We start from the raw sequence: 20,936 nt of genomic DNA on the forward strand, positions 1-20,936 counted from the left end.
GAACGGAGCGTTCTGACAGCCGCCCGTGACGCGGCAGGCGAAGGAAGCGAGGATCAGCCTTCATGGGGCGCCGGCTCGTACCGCTCACGTTGGACAACCTTCAGGACCTTCCCCAGCGCTGCCGGTCGTGTGTCTTCTGGGAGCTCGACCCGGTCAGCGGTGAGGCCGCGGTAAAGGCGGGCGAGTCCGCTCTGGAGAAGGAAGCCTGGATCTCGGCCGTTCTGCTGGACTGGGGGTCCTGCGGCCGGGTCGTGTACGTCGATGATGTGCCGGTGGGCTTCGTGCTCTACGCGCCCCCCGCCTATGTTCCACGCTCTGCGGCGTTCCCCACGAGTCCCGTCTCCCCCGACGCTGTTCAGCTGATGACCGCGTTCATCGTGCCGGGGTACCAGGGGCAGGGGCTCGGCCGGGTGATGGTCCAGACGGTTGCCAAGGACCTGCTGCGGCGCGGGTTCAAGGCGATCGAGGCGTTCGGGGATGCGCGCTGGAAGGAACCGGCCTGTGTGCTGCCCGCCGATCACCTCCTGGCGGTGGGCTTCAAGACGGTCCGGCAGCACCCCACCTATCCCCGGCTGAGGCTGGAACTGCGATCGACGCTCTCCTGGAAGGAAGACGTCGAGATGGCCCTGGACCGGCTCCTGGGAGCGGTGCAGAAGGAACCGGCGTTGCGGCCGCTGTAGGGCAGGCACTCAAACGAATGGGCCAACCCTTCCGGGTTGGCCCATTCGTGTTTCACGTGAAACACGCACCGCCGCTCAGACGGCTCCGCCGGTTCACTCGGCGATGAACTCCTCGAGGTCGCGAACGATCGCGGCCTTCGGCTTGGCGCCCACGATGGTCTTGGCGACCTCGCCACCCTGGTAGACGTTCAGGGTCGGGATGGACATGACGCCGTACTTGGCGGCCGTACCCGGGTTCTCGTCGATGTTCAGCTTGACGACCTCGAGCTTGTCGCCGTACTCGGAGGCGATCGCCTCGAGGGACGGCGCGATCTGGCGGCACGGACCGCACCAGGCGGCCCAGAAGTCCACCAGCACGGGCTTGTCGCTCTTGAGGACGTCCTGCTCGAAGGAGTCGTCGGTCACATTCTTCAGGGTGCCGGCCACGGCGGGCTCCTTAACTGGTTGATGCGTGGGGCGGGTAGGGAGAGGTCAGACAGAGGTCTTCTCGGGCTCGGACTGCTCCTCGTCCGCGAGGGCGGCGAGGTAGCGCTCGGCGTCGAGAGCAGCGGAGCAGCCGGTCCCCGCCGCGGTGATCGCCTGACGGTAGGTGTGGTCGACCACGTCGCCGGCACCGAAGACACCGGTCAGGTTCGTGCGCGTCGACGGCGCGGCCACCTTCAGGTAGCCCTCGTCGTCCAGGTCGAGCTGACCCTTGAAGAGCTCGGTGCGAGGGTCGTGTCCGATGGCGATGAAGAGACCGGTCACCGGCAGGTCCGAAAGCTCGCCGGTCTTGAGGTTGCGCAGCTTCAGGCCCGAGAGCTTCGGGTCGCCCTGGATCTCGGCGACCTCGCTGTCCCACACGAACGTGATCTTCGGGTCGGCGAAGGCGCGCTCCTGCATGGCCTTGGAGGCGCGCAGGGTGTCGCGGCGGTGGACGACGGTCACGGACTTGGCGAACCGCGAGAGGAAGGTGGCCTCCTCCATGGCGGTGTCGCCACCACCGATCACGGCGATGTCCTGGTCCTTGAAGAAGAACCCGTCACAGGTGGCGCACCAGGACACCCCACGACCGGACAGGGCGTCCTCGTTCGGCAGACCGAGCTTGCGGTGCTGCGAGCCGGTGGCGACGATGACGGCCTTGGCCCGGTGGACGGTACCGGCCGTGTCCGTGACGGTCTTGATCTCACCGGTCAGGTCGACGGCGACGATGTCGTCCGGGACGAGCTCGGCGCCGAAGCGCTCCGCCTGCGCGCGCATGTTGTCCATGAGCTCGGGGCCCATGATGCCGTCCTGGAAGCCCGGGAAGTTCTCGACGTCGGTGGTGTTCATGAGCGCACCGCCGGCGGTGACGGCGCCCTCGAACACCAGTGGCTTCAGCGACGCGCGCGCGGTGTAGAGCGCCGCCGTATAGCCGGCGGGCCCGGAGCCGATGATGATCACGTTACGGACGTCGCTCACGGCTGGATTCCTCGTCTCTGGACTGCGTCGTTCGACCGGTGGGAGCTTCTCTCGGAGCTCTCACCCCACCCAACGGATCCTAAGGGGCGAGCATTCCCGCTGTGTCCGGGCACACGAAGATGCGCTCCCTGTGCCGGGTACCGCGCCGGGTGACGACGAAGACGTGCCTCAGGCGGACGGGTACGAGCGCTGGAGAAGGATCGTGCCCTTGGTGTTGGCCGCGGCATGATCCACACAGGTCGCGTCGACGATGTAGGCAGTGACCCGAGTGGCGTCTGATGCGTCGGGGAGCAGTACCAGCATGGCCTTCTTCCCCTGATACCTGCCGTTCTCCACAGCGAGGGCCGTGTCCTTGCGCCCAATGCCGTCACGAACGCAGCCCGGAACGGTGGGCTCCCGGAAGACCTGAGGATGGTTGGGGGCGGGGGCGGTCTCCGCGCCGAACGGGGTGCGGGAGCCGCCCTTCTTGGTCTGCTTGCCCGCCAGGAGATCGGTGACCTGCTTCTCGAGCTTCCCCTCGGAGAAGGTGTCCGCCGGGGCGGTCGCTGGTCCGCTCGCCGTTTCATGCGAGGGCTTGCCGTCGCCGAGCGACGACAGCAGGACGGACCCGAGACCCAGGGCGGCGACAGTGAAGACGGTCCCCAGAACGGCGATCCTCCGGCGCCCGTTCCGTGTGCGGCTCTTGCGGCCCGGGCCGGTGGTGGAGGAGCGGGGGCGTCCGGCGGGCCGGTCGGCGGGCGTCGATGTTTCACGTGAAACATGCGCACCGCTGTCGTCCTCGGACGGGGAACGGGGGGTGCTCACCGGCGTCTGGCGCTCTGCGGTCTCCGGCCCCGTGGCGTTCAGCAGGGCCTCGGCGGCGAGGGCGGCATCGATGCGGCCTGCGACATCGGCGGGCATGCGCGGAGGGCCCGGCAGGGTGCCGAGAAGGCCGCGGATCTCCTCAAGGGAGGCGTGGACGTCCGCGCAGAGCTCGCACTCGTCCAGATGCCTGCGGACGTCGGTGCTCCGCGCCGGTGGGAGGAGGCCCTCGGTGAGGTCCGAGATCTCCGCGACGTCCGGGTGCCCGGCCATGTCTGTCGTCGACGTCACGCTCGTCCACCTCCGCCCTTCACTGCCGCTGGGTCGCTCGGTCCTGTGTCCGGTGGTTCCGCTCGGCGCGGTCCTGCTGCGGGTGGGACGGCTGGCCCGGGCGTCCGGTTCCGTTCCCCGCCCGGCTTCTTGCTCCCACCGGGGCTGTCCGGCCGTAGGTGGGTGAGCAGCGGCAGGAGTCTGGCTCTGCCGCGCGCACATCGGCTCTTCACCGTGCCGGTCGGCACGTCGAGAATGCGGGCCGCCTCGGCGACCGGGTAGCCCTGCATGTCCACCAGGACGAGGGCCGCTCGCTGGTCGGCCGGCAGGGTTCCCAGGGCTTCGATGAGCTGGCGGTGGAGGTCGTTGCGCTCGGCGGGCGCCGACGCCGACTCGTGCGGCTCCAGCAGCTGCTCCAGGCGCTCGGTGTCGTCGACCGGAGAGGTCTTCCGGGAAGCGACTTTGCGGGCGCGGTCCAGGCAGGCGTTCACGGTGATCCTGTGCAGCCATGTCGTGACGGCCGACTGGCCCCGGAAGGTGTGGGCGGCCCGGTAGGCGGAGACGAGGGCGTCCTGCACCGCGTCAGCGGCCTCCTCGCGGTCTCCCAGCGTCCGCAGGGCGACGGCCCAGAGCCGATCACGGTGCCGCCGCACGATCTCACCGAAGGCGTCGGGGTCGCCCTCGACATGGCGGGCGAGGAGATCCTGATCACTGGCACCGCTGTGCTCGGCGCGGTCCGCCATCGAACCCCCTTCCCCTCGGTCGGCGCTCAGCCCGTGAACTTCACTTCGGTGATGGCCTGCTTGTAACCCGGGTTGCTGTAGTTGGCGGGGTCGTCGCCGGAGTACGGCAGGGCCGTCAGCCACACCAGGAGGTACCGGCTCTTCACCGGCTTGTCGACGGTCACCTTCGCGGAGGTGCTGCTCGTCGTGGCCGTGCCCAGCTTCTTCATGGCACTCAGTGGCGTGGACGAACCGAGGGTGTCGGTCGCGTACATCTCCACCGTGGTGTGGTTGCCGCCGTACCGCAGCGAGAGTGTCGCGGTCGAGACTTCCTTCTCGGACCCGAGGTCGTAGACGATGCCGACACCCGGCTTTATCACCATCTTCGGGCCGTCCAGGTAGCTGCTGGTGCGCCAGCCCGTGGAGGTGTTGCCGTCGTAGGTCTTGGTCACGTCGGCGGGGTGCTGGGCGTCGCCTTTGGCAACGTACTCCTCGGCGCCCTTGATGGCGATCGGCTTCGGTGCCGGGCGGCTCTTGTTCTTGTCGCCGTCGTCGTTGTTCTGCGTCTGCCCCGGGTCCTCGGACTTGCCGCCCTGGTCCATCAGCGCGTCCGCCAGCTGCCAGCTGCCGAGGCCCAGCGCGGCGATCAGGAGCGCGGACACGGCCCACTTCAGGGCCTTGCCCGTGCGGCTCTGCAACGGGGGCGGCGGGGTCGGGACCGGCTGGGTGGCACCGGGGCGCGGGGTCTGGCGGCCGTACGTGCCCTGCTGGTACGCCGTGCGCTGGTACTCGGGCGGGGCGGTGAACGCCGGCTCCGGCGGGCGGATGCGGGGCATCTCGCCGATCGCCTTCACCAGCTCCTCGGGCGTGGTGCACGGCGACTCGTGGCGGGAGGCGGTGGCGCCGTCGTTGGCGAGCGCGCGCATGGAGAGCTCGGAGAGGCCGCGGTGCACACCGGCACGCACCTGGTCGGGCGCGATCAGGCCGATGTCCTTCGGCAGGCCGGACAGCCCGTAGGCATCGCTCTCGTACGGCCAGCGCTGGGTGAGCGCCGCGTACAGCAGGGCGCCGATGGCCTCGGTGTCCGTGCGCTGCGGGGTGTCGGACGCGACCCCCCGCAGCGCGGCGTTCACCGCGAGCCCCCGGATGCGCCACTGGCCTGTCGAGGTCCGCAGGACGGCGTTGGGGTTGAGCCGCAGATGGGCGAGACCTTCGCGATGGGCGGCGGCCATGGCGGAGGAGATCTGGCTCACCATCTGGTAGGCGTCGTATGGCTCCAGCGGCCCGGCGGCGAGAAGCGTGGTCAGTTCCGTCGCGTCCGGAAGCCACTCGTGGACGACGTAGACGAGGTCGTTCTCCTCCACCGCGTCCAGCACCTGGACGAAGCGCGGGTCGCCCAGGAGGGCGGAGGAGCGGGCGGCGGCCAGGACGGACCGGGCCCGTGAGTGGTCAGCGGGCAGGATGTGCACGCCGACGGCACGGCGGAGCTTCTCGTCCACGGCACGCCAACTGCTGAAACCGTCCAGACGGGTGACGCACTCCTCCAGGCGGTAGCGTCTGGCGAGTTTGTGACCACTGTGCAGTTCGGGCGGCGAGGTCTTCCCTGGACCGTCGGTCCGGGTGCTCTCCTGTGCCTCGTCGCTGTCCGTGTCCCGCTCCCGGTTCTTGGCCACCCCGTCGGCCGTGGACTGGTCCGCCTGTGCGGTCAGCGACGTCTCGTCGCTGTTGTCTGCCACGTCGACGGCAGCCGTACTCCGTTCCGCCACCGTCGTTCCTGCCTCCCCATCCATTGCGCGCCGCCCGGCATCCGTTGCGCGCCGTTCGACGCCGAAACCAATTGTGCCCACAGTCCGCCGCTATGCACGACACGCGGTGGCTGACGATGGTTGTGCGCCCACCCCCCGACTCAGCGTCCCAGGCGTCCGCGGACCATGCCGACCAGCGAGTTGAGCTCCTCGATGCGCATGCGGCGGGCGGCGACGAAGAAGATCACGAGCAGCACGGCGCCTCCGGCCAGCACCCCGGCGAGCGAGCCCACGACGTCCTGGCCGAGCGTGCGGCCGATGCCGTAGCAGGCCGCGCCGCTGAGCAGGGCGGCCGGGATCGACGCGATGCACAGTCGGGCGTAAGTCCGCAGGACCCGGGCGCCGTCGAGGTCCCCGCCCAGTCGCTTGCGCAGCCGGCGCCAGGCGACGCCGACGCCGATCGCGTAGGCCAGGCCGTACGAGGCGGCCATGCCGACCACGGCCCAGCGCGACGGGATGACGAAGTAGCAGACCGCCGAGGCGCCCGCGTTGACCGCGGCCACGATGACCGTGTTGTAGAAGGGAGTTCGGGTGTCCTCGTAGGCGTAGAAGGCGCGCAGGACGACGTACTGCACGGAGTACGGAATCAGGCCGAGACCGAACGCCATCAGCATGAAGCCCATGTTGGTGGCCTCGCTGGTGCCGGAGGAGCCGTACATCAGGGTGCACATGGGGATGCCGAGCGAGAGGAAACCGAACGCGATCGGCACGATGGCGACCGCCGTGTTGCGCAGGCCCTGGGAGATGTCGTCGCGGACGGCACCGCCGTCGCCCTCGGCCGCCGAGCGCGACAGGCGCGGCAGCAAGGCGGCCATGAGGGAGACCGTGATGATGGCCTGCGGGAGGCCCCAGATCAGCTGTGCGTTGGCGTAGGCGGAGAAGCCGGTGCCGTCGACGGGCGAGGCCTTGCCCGCCGCGGTGGACAGCCAGACGACGACCATGGCGCCCGCCTGGTTGGCCAGGACGAACAGGACGGTCCACTTGGCGAGCGTGATGGCCTTGCCGAGGCCCTGGCCCTTCCAGTCGAAGCGCAGCCGCAGGCGGAAGCCGGTCTCGCGCAGGTAGGGGATCATCGCCAGCGCCTGGACCACGAGGCCGAGAAGGACACCGACGCCGAGGAGGCGCTGGCCTTCCGGCGGGATGGTCGTGACCTTCATCCCGGAGTCGGCGGCGGTGCCGTAGACGTAGATGAACATGCCCAGCGTCACGATGATGACGATGTTGTTCAGGACCGGGGTCCACATCATCGCGCCGAACTTCCCGCGGGCGTTGAGGATCTGGCCCATCACCACGTGGACGCCCATGAAGAAGATCGAGGGCAGGAAGTACTGGACGAAGGTGATGGCGACCTGGTTCGCCGCGGGGTCGCTGGCGATCGAGGGGGACATCAGGCGGATCAGGAGGGGCGCGGCGAAGATCGCGAGCGCGGTGAGGGCACCGAGCGACACCATGACGAGGGTCAGCAGCCGGTTGGCATAGGCCTCGCCGCCGTCCTCGTCGTCCTTCATGGCGCGCACGAGCTGCGGTACGAAGACGGAGTTGAGACCGCCGCCGACCGTGAGGATGTAGAGCATCGTCGGCAGCTGGTAGGCGACCTGGAAGGTGTCACCGAGGAAGCCGACGCCGATGGCCGAGACGATCAGCGCGGAGCGGATGAAGCCGGTCAGGCGGGAGACCATCGTGCCCGCCGCCATCACGGCGCTGGACTTCATCAGGCCCGCGGCGCGGCCGGCCTTCTTCGGAGCGGGCGAGGCAGCGGCCTCCGGGGCGGGAGCGCCCTCCACCGCCGGCGTCGCAGCGTTCTCGCTGGGAGCCGGGTACTGGCCCGCCGCGTACTGCCCCTGCGCCGCGTACTGTCCTTGAGCCATCTGGCCCGGGGCCGGGGAAGGGCCCGGGACCGACGGCGACTCGTAGGACGGGTGCCCGGTGCCCTGCTGCTGGTCCCGGAAGAGATGCGCGAACGCGTCCGGTTCCTGGCGCGGCTCGCCCGCCTGGGAGACGAGGTCGTCCACGCCCACGAACTGGGTGGTCCGGGCGTCGTCGCCGTACGGCAGGTGCCTGGTCGGGCCCTCCGGCTCCGGCGCGGGCGTCTGGGCCCACACCTGCGGGTCGGGTGCGTACGGCGACTGCGGCGGCTGGGCGTACAGCTGCTGCTGGGGCTGGTACGTGCCCGGAGGGGGCGGGGGGTGCGCGGCGCGGTCGTAGCGCGCCTCGGCGACCGGGTCCTGGGCCGAGAGGTCCTGTGCCTGGTAGGGGTCCTGGCCGTAGGCGTCCTGGAGGTACATGTCCGCGGGCGGCTGCGGCGGCACCTGGCCGTGCTCGGGCTGCGAGCCCTCGGGCCCGCCCGACTCGGGGTAGCCCGAGTTGCCCACGCCACGGCCGTGGTCACCGTCGTACGGCGCGTTCATGGTTACCCCACCTCATCGTCCCGGGCCCACCGGCCACGACATCTCAACGGTCCACTCTCTCACCCGTGCCGGACGGGTCGGCGCTTTCCGCTGCGGTGTCCGGGGCCGGGTCACTCGGCTGCTGCGGGGCGTCTGCCCGGGAGCCGGCCCCGGACTCCTCCTTGAGACGGTCGCCGGGGGCTTCCGGGTTCTGCGGAGCATCGACGTCGTCGTCAGCCTCCGCGGTGGCGTCGTCCTCGGCGGCCTCGCGGGCGGCGGCGCGCTTGCGCTGGGTGTACATACGGAAGCCGGCGAGGACCAGGAGCAGGACGCCACCGCCGATGACCAGCATCACGGTGGGCGTGACCTCGGTGACCTTCACGTCGAAGGTGACGGGCTCGCCGTACTTCTGGCCGTCCTCCGTGTACAGCTGGGCGACCACCTCCGCCCGGCCGTTGGCGTTGGCGGACGTGGTGAACTTCACCGACTGGCTGTGCCCGCCGTTCACGGTGACCCGCTGCTCCTCGTAGGCGTCGCCGCCGATCTTGAGCCGTGTCGGGTTCTTCGACGTGAGCCGCAGCTCCAGGTGCTCGACGCCCTGGACCAGGTTGTTCTGGACGGTGACCGGGATCGTGGCGCTGCGGCCCGAGAGCTTGGTCTCCGACTTCTCGATCAGCTTGACCCCGTCGATCAGCCCGTCGAGGTAGGACTCGACGTTGTCGCGGTACCCCACTGCGGCGACGCCCCGGCCCCGCCACGACGTGGACATCTCGCGGTTCATGGCCCGCCCGAAGGGGGTGACCACCCGGGACTCGTCGGTGAGGATCACCTTGAAGTTGTCGAGCTTGTCGTGCGTCCTGGCGATCTGCTCGAAGGCGGCCCGCGGCAATTCCTGCCTGCGCAGCGAGACGGGGTACGCGGAGGCGGGCGGCACCCTCCTGTTGGCCGACGGGTCCGGCTTGGCCTTGGCGGCGGCCGTGAGGTCCTGCGACTCGGACCAGTTACCGCCCTGGAGGGCGCCCAGTGCCTCGGCCATCGCCTGCGCCTGGCTCACGGAGGGCGTGCGCTGCGGGGCGACGACGACGCTGCGCTGCTTGCCGGTCTGGAGGCCGAGCGTCAGGCTCTGGGCCAGGAAGCGTTGCACGGAGAGCGTGGACCCGGAGGCCCTCGTCAGGTTGCCCTGGAACGCCGTGGACATCCTGGAGTCGGCGACGACCGCCGTGGTGCCGCCGCCGATGGGCCTGGCCGCGGAAGGCGTGTAGGACAGGCCGTCCTGGAGGCTGTCGCTGCGGGCGATCACCTTGTCGGCGCCCGCCGAGGTCGCGACCTTCATGATCGACGGGTCGACGGCGCCGTCCACGGGCCATGCGAAGTCCTTGGACGGTTTCACGTGGAGGATCGGCTCCACCGTGTTGTCGACGGCGTCGGTGGCCTCCTTGAGGTGGCTCAGCGAGCCCGTGACGGCCGTGCCGTTGTGGGCGAGCGAGGCCAGGTCCGGATCGCCGAACGGCAGGGCGACGACATCCTTGCCCACCACCGCCTGCTGGAGCTCGGAGAGCCACTGCTTGGCGACCGCCTGGTTCTTGCCGGGGGTGGTGGCGCCGTCCTCGCCCCTGACCTGGTAGGTCCTCGTCATCGCGTCGACGGACGCCAGCAGGTCCGGGTCGATCACCCAGGTGATGTCGAGGCCCTTGCCCAGCGACACCATCTGGTCGAGGCGGCCGCCCGGGGAGATCTCCTCGGCGAGGTCGTCGTTGCTGAAGACCGGCGTCTGCTGCTCGTTCGACCCCGTCTCGGCCGTCATGTGGACGTCGGAGACGAGCGGCCACAGGAACGTGGTCTTCGTCTTGGTGCCGGCCTCCTCCGGCTGCCACGGCAGGAACGTGCGCTGGACGCCGAGAACCTGGTCCCAGGGCTGCGCGGCGGTCTCACCGGAGAGCGCGACGGCCAGCTGGTAGACGCCGTCCCGGCCGAGGTCCAGCTCGTCGACCGGAACGGAGATGTTGAAGGGCTCCGCCACCCCGGGGGTGAGCTTGGGGAACTTCTCGGTGTACTTGCCGCCGACCGCCTCGCCGGCGGGGCCCTGGACGTCGTCGCTCTTCTTGGCGAGGCTGTCGATGGCGGAACGGGTGTCGAGCGAGGGCCCCACCCGCAGGTCCACATGGGCGTCGGTGACCGGCTGCTTGCCGTTGTTCGTCACCGTGCCCGTCACGGTGACCGTGTCGCCCTCGGTGGGGGCGCTGGGGCTGAGCGAGTCGACAGCTACGGACACCGAGCCGCTCGTGCCGGAGGCAGCCTGCGCGGACTCCTGCCCGGCCGCGTCCGCCGGCGTCGCGGCGGGCAACTGGAGGATTCCGGTCAGCAGGGGCGCGCCCGCGAGCAGTGCTCCGGTGCGCCGCAGCCACCGGCGGGCAGGTGAGGCACTGGTCCCCTGGAAGTCTGCCGCCTCGGCCACGCGCTCGTCCGTCCCTCGTCGTCGTCAGTGGTCGTCGGAATGTGCGTCCACGCATGGTAACGATGCGCGCTGAGGGGAAGTGCCGCGGTCCGTTCGACAAGATCGCGGCCTGGCGCCGAGCTGTCCGGTATGTAGCTGTATGGCGGGCAGCGGTTGTCTCCACCTCAAGGGTGCCCCTTGTGTGCGTATTGCGGGACGTGTCTGCATGCGTCATAAGGGGAGGTCGGGGGCGCCCGGGCCACGTACCCTCTTCTGTTGTGCCGAACGCCAACGAAGAAATGCCCAGTGCCCTGAGTCAGGTGCAGCACCGCGCGGTGAGTGAACTGCTGCGGGTCGCTCCTGTCGCCGACGACCTCGCCCGCCGCTTCCAGGAGGCCGGGTTCTCGCTTGCCCTGGTCGGCGGCTCGGTCCGGGACGCGCTGCTGGGCCGGCTCGGCAACGATCTGGACTTCACGACCGACGCCCGCCCCCAGGACGTACTCAAGATCATGCGCCCGTGGGCGGATGCCGTATGGGAGGTCGGGATCGCCTTCGGCACGGTCGGAGCGCAGAAAGATGGTTACCAGGTCGAGGTGACCACCTACCGGTCGGAGGCGTACGACCGGACCTCGCGCAAGCCCGAGGTGTCGTACGGCGACTCCATCGAGGAGGATCTCGTCCGCCGTGACTTCACGGTGAACGCGATGGCTGTCGCACTGCCGGAGAAGGAGTTCATCGATCCGCACGGCGGTCTCGAGGACCTCGCGTCGCGTGTGCTGCGTACTCCTGGCACCCCGGAGGAGTCCTTCTCCGACGATCCTCTGCGGATGATGCGGGCTGCGCGCTTCGCGGCTCAGCTCGACTTCGAGGTCGCCCCCGAGGTCGTCGCGGCGATGAAGGAGATGGCCGGGCGGATCGAGATCGTCTCGGCCGAGCGGGTGCGGGACGAGCTGAACAAGCTGATCCTGTCGCCGCACCCGCGCAAGGGCCTGACCCTTCTCGTCGAGACGGGCCTCGCCGACCGCGTGCTGCCCGAACTGCCGGCCCTGCGCCTGGAGCGTGACGAGCACCACCGGCACAAGGACGTCTACGACCACACGCTGATCGTCCTGGAACAGGCGATGGCACTGGAGGACGACGGCCCCGACCTGACCCTCCGCCTGGCCGCTCTGCTGCACGACATCGGCAAGCCCCGCACGCGTCGCTTCGAGAAGGACGGCCGTGTCTCGTTCCACCACCACGAGGTGGTCGGGGCGAAGATGACCAAGAAGCGCATGACGGCTCTGAAGTACTCCAACGAGCTGGTGAAGGACGTCTCACGTCTGGTCGAACTCCACCTGCGGTTCCATGGCTATGGCACCGGCGAATGGACGGACTCGGCGGTCCGTCGCTACGTCCGTGACGCCGGTCCGCTCCTCGACCGCCTCCACGAGCTGACCCGCTCCGACTGCACCACGCGCAACAAGCGCAAGGCGGCGGCCCTGTCGCGCGCGTACGACGGTTTGGAGGAGCGCATCGCCAAGCTTCAGGAGCAGGAGGAGCTGGACTCGATCCGTCCCGACCTCGACGGCAACCAGATCATGGAGGTACTCGGCGTCGGTCCCGGTCCGGTCATCGGCCGTGCGTACCAGCACATGCTGGAGCTGCGCCTGGAGAACGGGCCGATGGAGCACGACTCCGCAGTGGCCGCGCTCAAGGAGTGGTGGGCCGGTCAGGAGGGCTGAGGCCGTGAAACGGGGTCATGTTTCACGTGAAACATGACCCGGGCAGACGGGTCGAGGGGCGGTGTTTCACGTGAAACACCGCCCCTCGTTGCGCCTTGCCTTACTTCTTGTCCTTCAGGCAGAGCAGGAAGTCCTTGCCGTCACCGCTCTCGGTGTACGTGTACTGGAAGTCCTTGGCCTCGGCCTCGCACTTGCTCGACGCCAAGGTCTCCGTGAGGTACGCACCCTCGATCTTCGCGAGCACCACGAACTGAGCTTTCGCATCGCTGCACTCGACGACTTCGAGGTCCGGGTTGTTGTCGTTGGAGCTGCCGCGGTGCATGCAGCTACCGACGGACGCCGTGTTGGCATCGTCGCGGCTGGTTATGTAGCCGCCGATGGCGATGCCCGCCACCGCGATGACGATGGCGATGTTCTTGATGGTCTTGAAACTGAGCTTGCGGCCGGCGGGCTGCGGCGGAACCGGAGCGTAAGGAGCCGCCCCCTGGGGCGGGAAGCCGGGCTGGCCCGGCTGCTGGGGGTAGCCGCCCTGCGGCGGGTACGGGGCCTGGGGCTGACCCGCGGGCTGGCCCTGCGCGAACGGGTTGCCCTGGGGCGGCGGAGTGGTCACTTGGTGGTCCCCCTAGAACATGGTTGAGTGACGCGAACATGTCGCGAGATAAGACCCACGTAAGGTAGCGGTCCCCACTGACACCTCCGTAGCCGGATGTGGCTCTGTGTCATTGATGTGACACTTACTGGCGGCCAAACCGGCCCATAGTCACAGCTACTGCCGCGTAGATAACGGCGATCGTGATCACCAGCGCCACGGACCGGCCGTCCGGCGGCAGCATCAGGGCGGCGATGGCGGCGGCGCCGACGAAAGTGACGTTGAAGAGCACGTCGTAGACCGAGAAGATCCGGCCACGGAAGCCATCCTCGACGGAGGACTGGACGATCGTGTCCGTGGCGATCTTCGCCCCCTGGGTGGTCAGACCCAGGACGAAGGCAGCGGCCAGCAGAGGGGCAGCGGCGAAGGGCAGCCCGAGAGCGGGCTCCAGCAGCGCGGCGGCCCCCGCGCACACGACGATCCAGCGGCCCGGCCCAAGCCGCCCCGCGGCCCAGGGCGTCACCACGGCCGCCGCGAAGAAGCCGGCGCCGGAGAGGCCCAACGCCAGCCCCAGCAGGGTGAGCCCGTCGTTCGTGGTCGTGGTGAGCGCGTACCGGCAGAGCATCAGCAGCATCACCAGCAGGGCGCCGTAGCAGAAGCGCATCAGCGCCATGGCCGCGAGCGCCCACACCGCCTCCCGGCGCTGCGGCGCGGCCAGATGACGTACGCCCGCCGCCAGATCGCGAGCGGTGCCGGTGAGAGCCGTCCCGATCCGCACGCGGGCCAAGGTCTGGTCGGGGCCGAGGAGTTCCCGCGCCATGCTGAGCGATGCCAGGGCGGCGCACAGATACAGCACGGCTCCCATGAGCACCACGGCGGCGTCGGAGTCCGCCACCACCAGTCGGACGGCGAAGGCGAGACCGCCCCCCGCGATCGCTCCCAGTGTCCCGGCGGTCGGGGAGAGGGAGTTGGCGAGGACGAGGCGCTCGGCGTCGACCACGCGGGGCAGGGCGGCGGACAGGCCGGCGAGGACGAAACGGTTGACGGCGGTGACGCACAGGGCGGAGACGTAGAAGAGCCAGCCCGGAGCGGGACTGAGTATCAGCAGGGCCGTGGCGGAAGCCAGCAGCGCGCGCAGCAGGCTGCCGTAGAGCAGGACCTGGCGGCGCCGCCAGCGGTCCAGCAGGACACCGGCGAAAGGGCCGACGAGGGAGTACGGGAGCAGCAGCACTGCCATGGCGGAGGCGACCGCGGCCGCCGAGGTCTGCTTCTCCGGCGAGAAGACCACGTACGCGGCGAGCGCGACCTGGTAGACGCCGTCGGCACCCTGGGAGAGCAGGCGCGTGCCGAGCAGGCGCCTGAAGCCCTGGAAGCGCAACAGGACACGCAGGTCACGGACGACGGCCATGGGGCACAGCCTCACATACGGGAGAGGGTCCCCGGGTCGTACGACCCGGGGACCCTCACAGCCCTGGCAGGAGCGACTGGTTGCGGCGCCTCAGCGCTCGACCTCGCCGTTGATGAACTTCTCGACGTTCTCGCGGGCCTCGTCGTCGAAGTACTGAACGGGCGGGGACTTCATGAAGTAGCTCGACGCGGAGAGCACGGGGCCGCCGATGCCGCGGTCCTTGGCGATCTTCGCGGCGCGCAGGGCGTCGATGATGACGCCGGCGGAGTTCGGGGAGTCCCAGACCTCCAGCTTGTACTCCAGGTTCAGCGGGACGTCACCGAAGGCGCGGCCCTCCAGGCGGACGTAGGCCCACTTGCGGTCGTCCAGCCAGGCGACGTAGTCGGACGGGCCGATGTGGACGTTGTCCGCGCCCATGTCGCGGTCGCGGATCTGGGAGGTGACGGCCTGCGTCTTGGAGATCTTCTTCGACTCGAGGCGGTCGCGCTCGAGCATGTTCTTGAAGTCCATGTTGCCGCCGACGTTCAGCTGCATCGTGCGGTCCAGGACGACGCCCCGGTCCTCGAACAGCTTGGCCATGACGCGGTGCGTGATGGTGGCACCGACCTGGGACTTGATGTCGTCGCCGACGATCGGGACGCCCGCCTCGGTGAACTTGTCGGCCCACTCCTTGGTGCCGGCGATGAAGACCGGAAGCGCGTTGACGAAGGCGACCTTGGCGTCGATGGCGCACTGGGCGTAGAACTTCGCCGCGTCCTCGGAGCCGACGGGCAGGTAGCAGACGAGGACGTCGACCTGCTTGTCCTTGAGGACCTGGACGACGTCGACCGGCTCCTCGGCGGACTCCTCGATGGTCTCGCGGTAGTACTTGCCGAGGCCGTCGAGTGTGTGGCCGCGCTGGACCGTCACACCGGTGCTGGGCACGTCGCAGATCTTGATGGTGTTGTTCTCGGAGGCGCCGATGGCGTCCGCCAGGTCGAGGCCGACCTTCTTGGCGTCCACGTCGAACGCGGCGACGAACTCGACGTCGCGGACGTGGTAGTCGCCGAACTGGACGTGCATCAGGCCCGGCACCTTGGACGCCGGGTCGGCGTCCTTGTAGTACTCGACTCCCTGCACCAGCGATGCGGCGCAGTTGCCCACACCGACGATGGCTACGCGAACCGAACCCATTCCGGTTGCTCCCTGTGTGTACGAGTGAGGCCCGTGGCGGGCTCTCACGTGGCGGTGTCGCCGGGCGTATCCGGACGGGGGTCGTCCCCCGGCCGGGGCAGGCCGCCCGACGCTCCAGATGTGGTGTCACGCGAACCAGGCTCCCCCGGGGCGGAACCCTTCAGGTCCCGCCCCGCCCGCTCGCTCTCGATGAGCTCGTTCAGCCAGCGCACTTCGCGCTCCACGGACTCCATCCCGTGGCGCTGGAGCTCAAGCGTGTAGTCGTCGAGGCGTTCCCGGGTCCGGGCCAGGGAGAGGCGCATCTTTTCCAGGCGCTCCTCCAGCCGGCTGCGGCGGCCCTCCAGCACGCGCATGCGTACGTCGCGTGAGGTTTGCCCGAAGAAAGCGAAACGGGCGGCGAATGTCTCGTCCTCGTACGCCTCGGGCCCGGTCTGTGAGAGCAGCTGCTCGAAGTGCTCCTTACCCTCCGCCGTCAACCGGTAGACGATCTTGGCGCGGCGGCCGGTGAGGGGAGCGGCCTCGGTGTCGTTCCCCGGCTCCTCGATCAGCCAGCCGTTGGCGACCAGCGTCTTGAGGCAGGGGTACAGCGTCCCGTAGCTGAACGCACGGAACACACCCAGTGAGGTGTTGAGTCGTTTGCGCAGCTCATAGCCGTGCATCGGCGATTCGCGGAGCAGGCCGAGTACGGCGAACTCGAGGATCCCGGAACGCCGGCTCATCGTCGCCTCCTCTCTGCCGCGGTACCCGATGCCCTCGGGCCGGTGCCTCGGGCCGATATGTCGGCCCGATGTGTCGCGCTGATGTATCGACTCGATACATCACGACGATAGAACGGCCTTCCGGATGCGACAAGAGGGAGTGCGGTGAACGGGATCACATCACCGATTCCTCGCATGCGAGTTGCCTGATTTGAGGTGAACTTCAGGCCTCGGCAGGTTTTGGCGGTGCGTAGTCTGTGCGCCATGCACATCACCGGGAACCAAGTGACGCCTGAGGGCGTCGTCGTCTTCGGTGTAGTACGGGTGCATGCGGGACCGATGAATGCGGAGCCGACCGCATCCGTACTTCGGGGGGACCGGAAACCAGCCGCCGTTTCCAGGCGCGCAAGGGTGCGCCTGCCCGAGGAGTAGTCGTTCGATGAGCGAGCACCGTCGCAAACCGCCGCAGCCGCAGGGAGGCGGACGTGCCGCGGCCCGACGCGGCCAGTCCGGCTCGTCCTCCGGCCGCCGCGCGGCCCCGCGAGGCGCCACCGGGTCTCCGTCCGACTCCTATGGGTCGGACTCCTACGGCTCGGGGGGTGAGGAGCGTTCGTACGGCGGCCGTGCCGAGGCCCGGCGTGCGGCGCAGAGAAGTACCGGAGGCGGCCGACGCAGAGCGGCCGAACCGGCCCGGGGCGGCCGGCGTGCCGCTCCCGGCGGGCCGGCCGGGCCCGGGCGAGGCAGAGGGCGCGCGGCTGCCTACTCCGACAAGAAGCGGCTGATCGACTATCCGCGGGCCGGCAAGTACGGCTGGCAGCGCTGGATGCCGTCCTGGAAGCTCGTCTCCGGTCTGTGCATCGGCTTCGTCGGCAGTCTGGTGGCCGTGGCGGGCATCGGGTACGCCATGGTGGGCGTCCCCAACGAGGAGAACGCGGCGGCGCTGTCGCAGAACAACGTCTACTACTGGTCCAACGGCCAGCAGATGGTCGCGACCGGCAGCGGCCAGAACCGGCAGAACGTCACGATCGACCGGATCCCCGAGGCCATGCAGCAGGCGGTGATCTCGGCCGAGAACAAGAGCTTCTACAAGGACTCGGGTGTCGACCCGATGGGCATCGCCCGGGCTCTGGCGAACATGGCCAGGGGCGGCGACACGCAGGGTGGTTCGACGATCACCCAGCAGTTCGTCAAGAACACCTACCTGAGCCAGGACCAGACGATCACCCGTAAGTTCAAGGAAATGTTCATCTCGATCAAGGTGGGCACCAAGCTCTCCAAGGACGAGATCCTCCAGGGGTACCTGAACACCTCCTACTACGGCCGCGGCGCCTACGGCATCCAGGCCGCCGCCCAGACGTACTACGGCAAGGACGCGGTGAAGCTCGAGCCGAGCGAGTGCGCCTTCCTCGCCGCGCTGCTCAAGGGCCCGACGTACTACGACCCCGCGGGCAACGAGAGCCTCGACACCGCGGCGAGCGCCGAGGCCAACGAAAAGCGGTCCAGGGCGCGCTGGGGCTGGATCCTCGAGCAGATGCACAACGACGACAAGCTCACGGACGCCGAGTATCAGAAGGCGATCAAGAGGTACCCCATGCCTCAGGGCCGCAAGGCGACCAAGGGCATGAGCGGCCAGATCGGCTACCTGGCGGACACGGCCAAGAAGTACGTCCTGAACCACTCCAACATCACGGAGAAGCAGTTCGACCAGGGCGGCTACCAGATCAGGACGACCTTCGAGAAGTCCAAGGTCGAGGCGCTGGCCAAGGCCGTGAAGAAGGTCGAGAAGGAAAAACTGAACCCGGAGAAGCGTGAGCTGGACAAGCACGTCCAGTTCGGCGCGGCGTCGGTGAAGCCCAAGGACGGCGCGATCGTCGCGCTCTACGGTGGTGCGGGGTACGAGAAGGGCCACTTCAACAACAACGCGGACACCTCGGGTGTCCCGGTCGGTTCGACGTGGAAGCCGTTTGTGCTCGCCGCCGCCATGGAGCACGGCACCTACCGGAGCGACGGTCCCCTCTCGCCGCTGAGCAAGTACAACGGCAACGACCACCTCAAGGTCAGGAACAACGACGGCTCCTACGTCCTGAAGAAGGACAACACACCGTTCTTCCAGGAGAACGAGAGCGACCATCCCTGGGGCTACATCACCTTGCGCAAGGCGATGGAGCAGTCCGTCAACACCCCGTTCGTCCAGCTCGGCATGGACGTCGGGATGAGGAACGTGCGGGACGTGGCCGAGAAGTCCGGCATCCTGGACGCCAGTTTCGCCACCCTCAACCCGTCGTTCGCGCTCGGTACGTCGACTCCCAGCGCGATCCGCATGGCCGACGCCTACGCGACGTTCGCCGCCGCCGGCAAGCAGGCCGCCCCGTACTCGGTGACCAGCGTCAAGTTCAACGGGCAGGAAGTCGAAGGCTTCGACAAGCCGCGCATCACGCAGGCGATGCCAGAGAACGTGGCCAACAACGTCACGGACACCCTGGAGAACGTCATCCAGAACGGTACGGGTAAGAACGCCCTGGCCCTGGGCCGTACAGCGGCCGGTAAGACCGGTACCACGGACGAGAACAAGTCCGCCTGGTTCGTCGGCTACACCAGGCAGCTGTCGACCTCGGTCGCGATGTTCCGTGAGGATCCCAAGAGCGCCAAGCTGCTCTCCATGAACGGCACGGCGGGTGAGGAGTCCATCCACGGTGGTGACACACCCACCCAGGTGTGGACCGAGTACATGAAGGCCGCGCTGGAGGGCGAGCCTGACCTCGGCTTCCCGGAGGCCGAGAAGATCGGCGAGATCCAGCACGAGCTGGGTGCTCCGTCGCCGAAGCCGACACCCAGCGTGGAGCCCAGTGAGACCGTGACCGAGTCGCCGAGCGCCACGCCCAGCGAGAGCCCGACGCCTGCCTCGCCCTCGCCGAGCGACACCTGTGGGTTCTTCGGGTGCGAGAACGACGGCGGCACGGAGAACGGTGGAGGTACAGGCGGAGAACCGTCGTCCTCGCCCTCGCCGAGTGATACAAGCGAGAACGGCGGCAACAGCAGAGGCAACGGCAACGGAGGCATCTTCGGAGGCCCCGCCGGATAGCCGGCTGATCGCCCGGCATGGGTGTTTCACGTGAAACGCGAAGACGTTTCACGTGAAACACGGGCCGTCGCACCTACCCGGTGCGGCGGCCCTCGGCGTATGAATGGACGCGTACGGCAGGATGTGCGGCATGGCCAGTGCAGAATCGACGCAAGCGAGCGTCCACGAGCCGGACCCGGTCCGGCCGACCCAGGAGGACGCGGTCGCCGCGGCCGGCAGCGAGCTGATCGGCGGCCCGCTCGGGCGGCGTGCCCTGCTCGGGGCGTCCTGGTGGACTCCCGTGCGGGTGATCGCGCTGGTGGCGATCGGCATGTTCGCCCTCGGTCTGGTGCAGAAGGCGCCCTGCTACAACGGCGCCTGGTTCTTCGGTGCCAGCTCCCAGTACACGCACGCGTGCTACTCGGACATCCCGCACCTGTACCAGGGGCGCGGCTTCGCCGACGGGCTCGTGCCGTACTTCGACAAGCTCCCCGGTGACATGCAGTACCTGGAGTACCCGGTGCTCACCGGTGTCTTCATGGAGGTCGCCTCCTGGCTCACGCCGGGCAGCGGCACCATCCAGGACCAGGAGCAGTGGTACTGGATGGTCAATGCCGGGATGCTGATGGCCTGCGCGTCGGTCATCGCCGTCTGCGTGACCCGCACCCATGCCCGGCGTCCCTGGGACGGCCTGCTGGTTGCCCTGGCCCCTGCCTTCGCCCTGACGGCGACCATCAACTGGGACCTGCTGGCGGTCGCCCTGACGGCCGCGGCGATGCTGATGTGGTCGCGCGGCCGCTCCCTCGCCTTCGGCGTCCTCTTGGGACTCGCCACGGCCGCCAAGCTCTATCCCTTCCTGATCCTCGGTCCGCTGCTGGTGCTGTGCTGGCGTGCCGGCAAGTGGCGTGAGTTCGGGACGGCTCTGGGCGGTGCGATCGTCGCCTGGGTCGTTGTGAACGGGCCTGTGATGCTCTTCGCGTTCGACGGCTGGTCGAAGTTCTACACGTTCAGCCAGGAACGGGGCGTCGACTTCGGCTCCTTCTGGCTGATCATGGCCCAGAACTCGGACAACCCGCTCAGTACCGACACCGTCAACACGCTCGCCACGCTGCTGATGCTGGTGTGCTGCGCGGGTGTCGCGGTGCTGGCGCTGACCGCGCCCCGCCGCCCGCGGCTCGCCCAGTTGGCCTTCCTGATCGTCGCGGCGTTCATCCTCACCAACAAGGTCTACTCGCCGCAGTACGTCCTGTGGCTGGTGCCCCTGGCTGTCCTGGCCCGGCCGAAGTGGCGGGACTTCCTGATCTGGCAGGCCTGCGAGGTGGCGTACTTCCTGGGGATCTGGCTGTACCTCGCGTACACGACCAGCGGAGACGCCCACAAGGGGCTGCCCACCGACGGCTATCACTGGGCCATCGGACTGCACCTGCTGGGCACGCTGTATCTGTGCGTCATGACCGTGCGGGACATCTTCCTGCCGGAGCGGGACCCCGTTCGCCGGTCCGGGGACGACGATCCCTCGGGCGGAGTGCTCGACGGCGCGGAGGACGTCTTCGTCCTCGGTCCCGCGGCCCGTCCCGCCCGGCACGCGGCCGCTCAGTTCGACGGGCCGCAGGTCGAGTGGGGCAGGCAGGGCGCGACGGGCGGTTCGCTCTGAGCGAACGCGGCGAACGCAGCTAACGATGCGAAAGGCCGTACGCGGGAAACCGTGTACGGCCTTCTTGCTGCGCTGGGCCCGTTACCGAGC

Annotated in this window: 15 protein-coding genes; 4 read left to right on the forward strand and 11 right to left on the reverse strand. The window is 68.9% G+C overall.

The features are described from left to right. Positions 1-62: 62 nt before the first annotated feature. Positions 63-680, forward strand: a complete 618-nt coding sequence (locus ACFZDA_RS29715; RefSeq protein ID WP_391087501.1) for a GNAT family N-acetyltransferase — start codon at positions 63-65, stop codon at positions 678-680. A gap of 93 nt (positions 681-773) precedes the next feature. On the opposite strand, the gene trxA is transcribed toward ACFZDA_RS29715, so the two are convergent. The 7 genes from trxA to ACFZDA_RS29750 all read right to left on the reverse strand — a co-directional run bounded on the left by trxA (position 774) and on the right by ACFZDA_RS29750 (position 10,560). Then, positions 774-1,106 (reverse strand): thioredoxin, encoded by a 333-nt coding sequence (gene trxA, locus ACFZDA_RS29720; protein WP_391087503.1) that lies wholly within the window; start codon positions 1,104-1,106, stop codon positions 774-776. Between the two features lie 45 nt (positions 1,107-1,151). After that, a complete protein-coding gene (gene trxB, locus ACFZDA_RS29725) occupies positions 1,152-2,120 on the reverse strand; it encodes a thioredoxin-disulfide reductase (protein ID WP_391087506.1) in 969 nt (322 codons plus the stop codon). 168 nt (positions 2,121-2,288) lie between these two features. Further along, on the reverse strand, positions 2,289-3,212 hold the full coding sequence (locus ACFZDA_RS29730; protein WP_391087509.1) for an anti-sigma factor family protein: 924 nt from the start codon (positions 3,210-3,212) through the stop codon (positions 2,289-2,291). Beyond that, positions 3,209-3,934 (reverse strand): RNA polymerase sigma factor SigM, encoded by a 726-nt coding sequence (gene sigM / locus ACFZDA_RS29735; protein ID WP_391087512.1) that lies wholly within the window; start codon positions 3,932-3,934, stop codon positions 3,209-3,211. The genes ACFZDA_RS29730 and sigM overlap by 4 nt, the downstream gene beginning before the upstream one ends. A 26-nt stretch (positions 3,935-3,960) precedes the next feature. After that, on the reverse strand, positions 3,961-5,679 hold the full coding sequence (locus ACFZDA_RS29740) for a protein kinase family protein (protein WP_391087515.1): 1,719 nt from the start codon (positions 5,677-5,679) through the stop codon (positions 3,961-3,963). 140 nt (positions 5,680-5,819) lie between these two features. Continuing rightward, positions 5,820-8,126: a murein biosynthesis integral membrane protein MurJ gene (murJ, locus tag ACFZDA_RS29745; RefSeq protein ID WP_391087518.1), complete on the reverse strand. Its 2,307-nt coding sequence runs from the start codon at positions 8,124-8,126 to the stop codon at positions 5,820-5,822. Between the two features lie 43 nt (positions 8,127-8,169). Further along, complete coding sequence (locus tag ACFZDA_RS29750) at positions 8,170-10,560, reverse strand: DUF6049 family protein (protein ID WP_391087521.1); 2,391 nt, start codon at positions 10,558-10,560, stop codon at positions 8,170-8,172. Between the two features lie 257 nt (positions 10,561-10,817). On the opposite strand from ACFZDA_RS29750, the gene ACFZDA_RS29755 reads away from it, so the two are divergent. Continuing rightward, entirely contained in the window at positions 10,818-12,263 is a 1,446-nt protein-coding gene (locus tag ACFZDA_RS29755; protein ID WP_391087524.1) for a CCA tRNA nucleotidyltransferase, read from the forward strand. Positions 12,264-12,363: 100 nt separating this feature from the next. On the opposite strand, the gene ACFZDA_RS29760 is transcribed toward ACFZDA_RS29755, so the two are convergent. The 4 genes from ACFZDA_RS29760 to ACFZDA_RS29775 form a co-directional block, all read right to left on the reverse strand. After that, complete coding sequence (locus ACFZDA_RS29760; RefSeq protein WP_391087527.1) at positions 12,364-12,873, reverse strand: hypothetical protein; 510 nt, start codon at positions 12,871-12,873, stop codon at positions 12,364-12,366. A 124-nt stretch (positions 12,874-12,997) separates the two neighbouring features. Further along, entirely contained in the window at positions 12,998-14,260 is a 1,263-nt protein-coding gene (locus tag ACFZDA_RS29765; RefSeq protein ID WP_391087530.1) for an MFS transporter, read from the reverse strand. Positions 14,261-14,350: 90 nt separating this feature from the next. After that, positions 14,351-15,433 (reverse strand): inositol-3-phosphate synthase, encoded by a 1,083-nt coding sequence (locus ACFZDA_RS29770; RefSeq protein ID WP_391087533.1) that lies wholly within the window; start codon positions 15,431-15,433, stop codon positions 14,351-14,353. A 44-nt stretch (positions 15,434-15,477) separates the two neighbouring features. Next, complete coding sequence (locus ACFZDA_RS29775) at positions 15,478-16,152, reverse strand: PadR family transcriptional regulator (protein WP_020273071.1); 675 nt, start codon at positions 16,150-16,152, stop codon at positions 15,478-15,480. Between the two features lie 418 nt (positions 16,153-16,570). On the opposite strand from ACFZDA_RS29775, the gene ACFZDA_RS29780 reads away from it, so the two are divergent. Beyond that, positions 16,571-19,213: a transglycosylase domain-containing protein gene (locus ACFZDA_RS29780; protein WP_391087536.1), complete on the forward strand. Its 2,643-nt coding sequence runs from the start codon at positions 16,571-16,573 to the stop codon at positions 19,211-19,213. Positions 19,214-19,334: 121 nt separating this feature from the next. Beyond that, entirely contained in the window at positions 19,335-20,846 is a 1,512-nt protein-coding gene (locus ACFZDA_RS29785; protein WP_391088094.1) for a glycosyltransferase 87 family protein, read from the forward strand. The last annotated feature ends 90 nt before the right edge of the window (positions 20,847-20,936 follow it).

Origin of the sequence: Streptomyces sp. NPDC007991, from assembly GCF_042958445.1 — a bacterium.
In the GTDB taxonomy this organism is placed as follows: Bacteria; Actinomycetota; Actinomycetes; order Streptomycetales; family Streptomycetaceae; genus Streptomyces.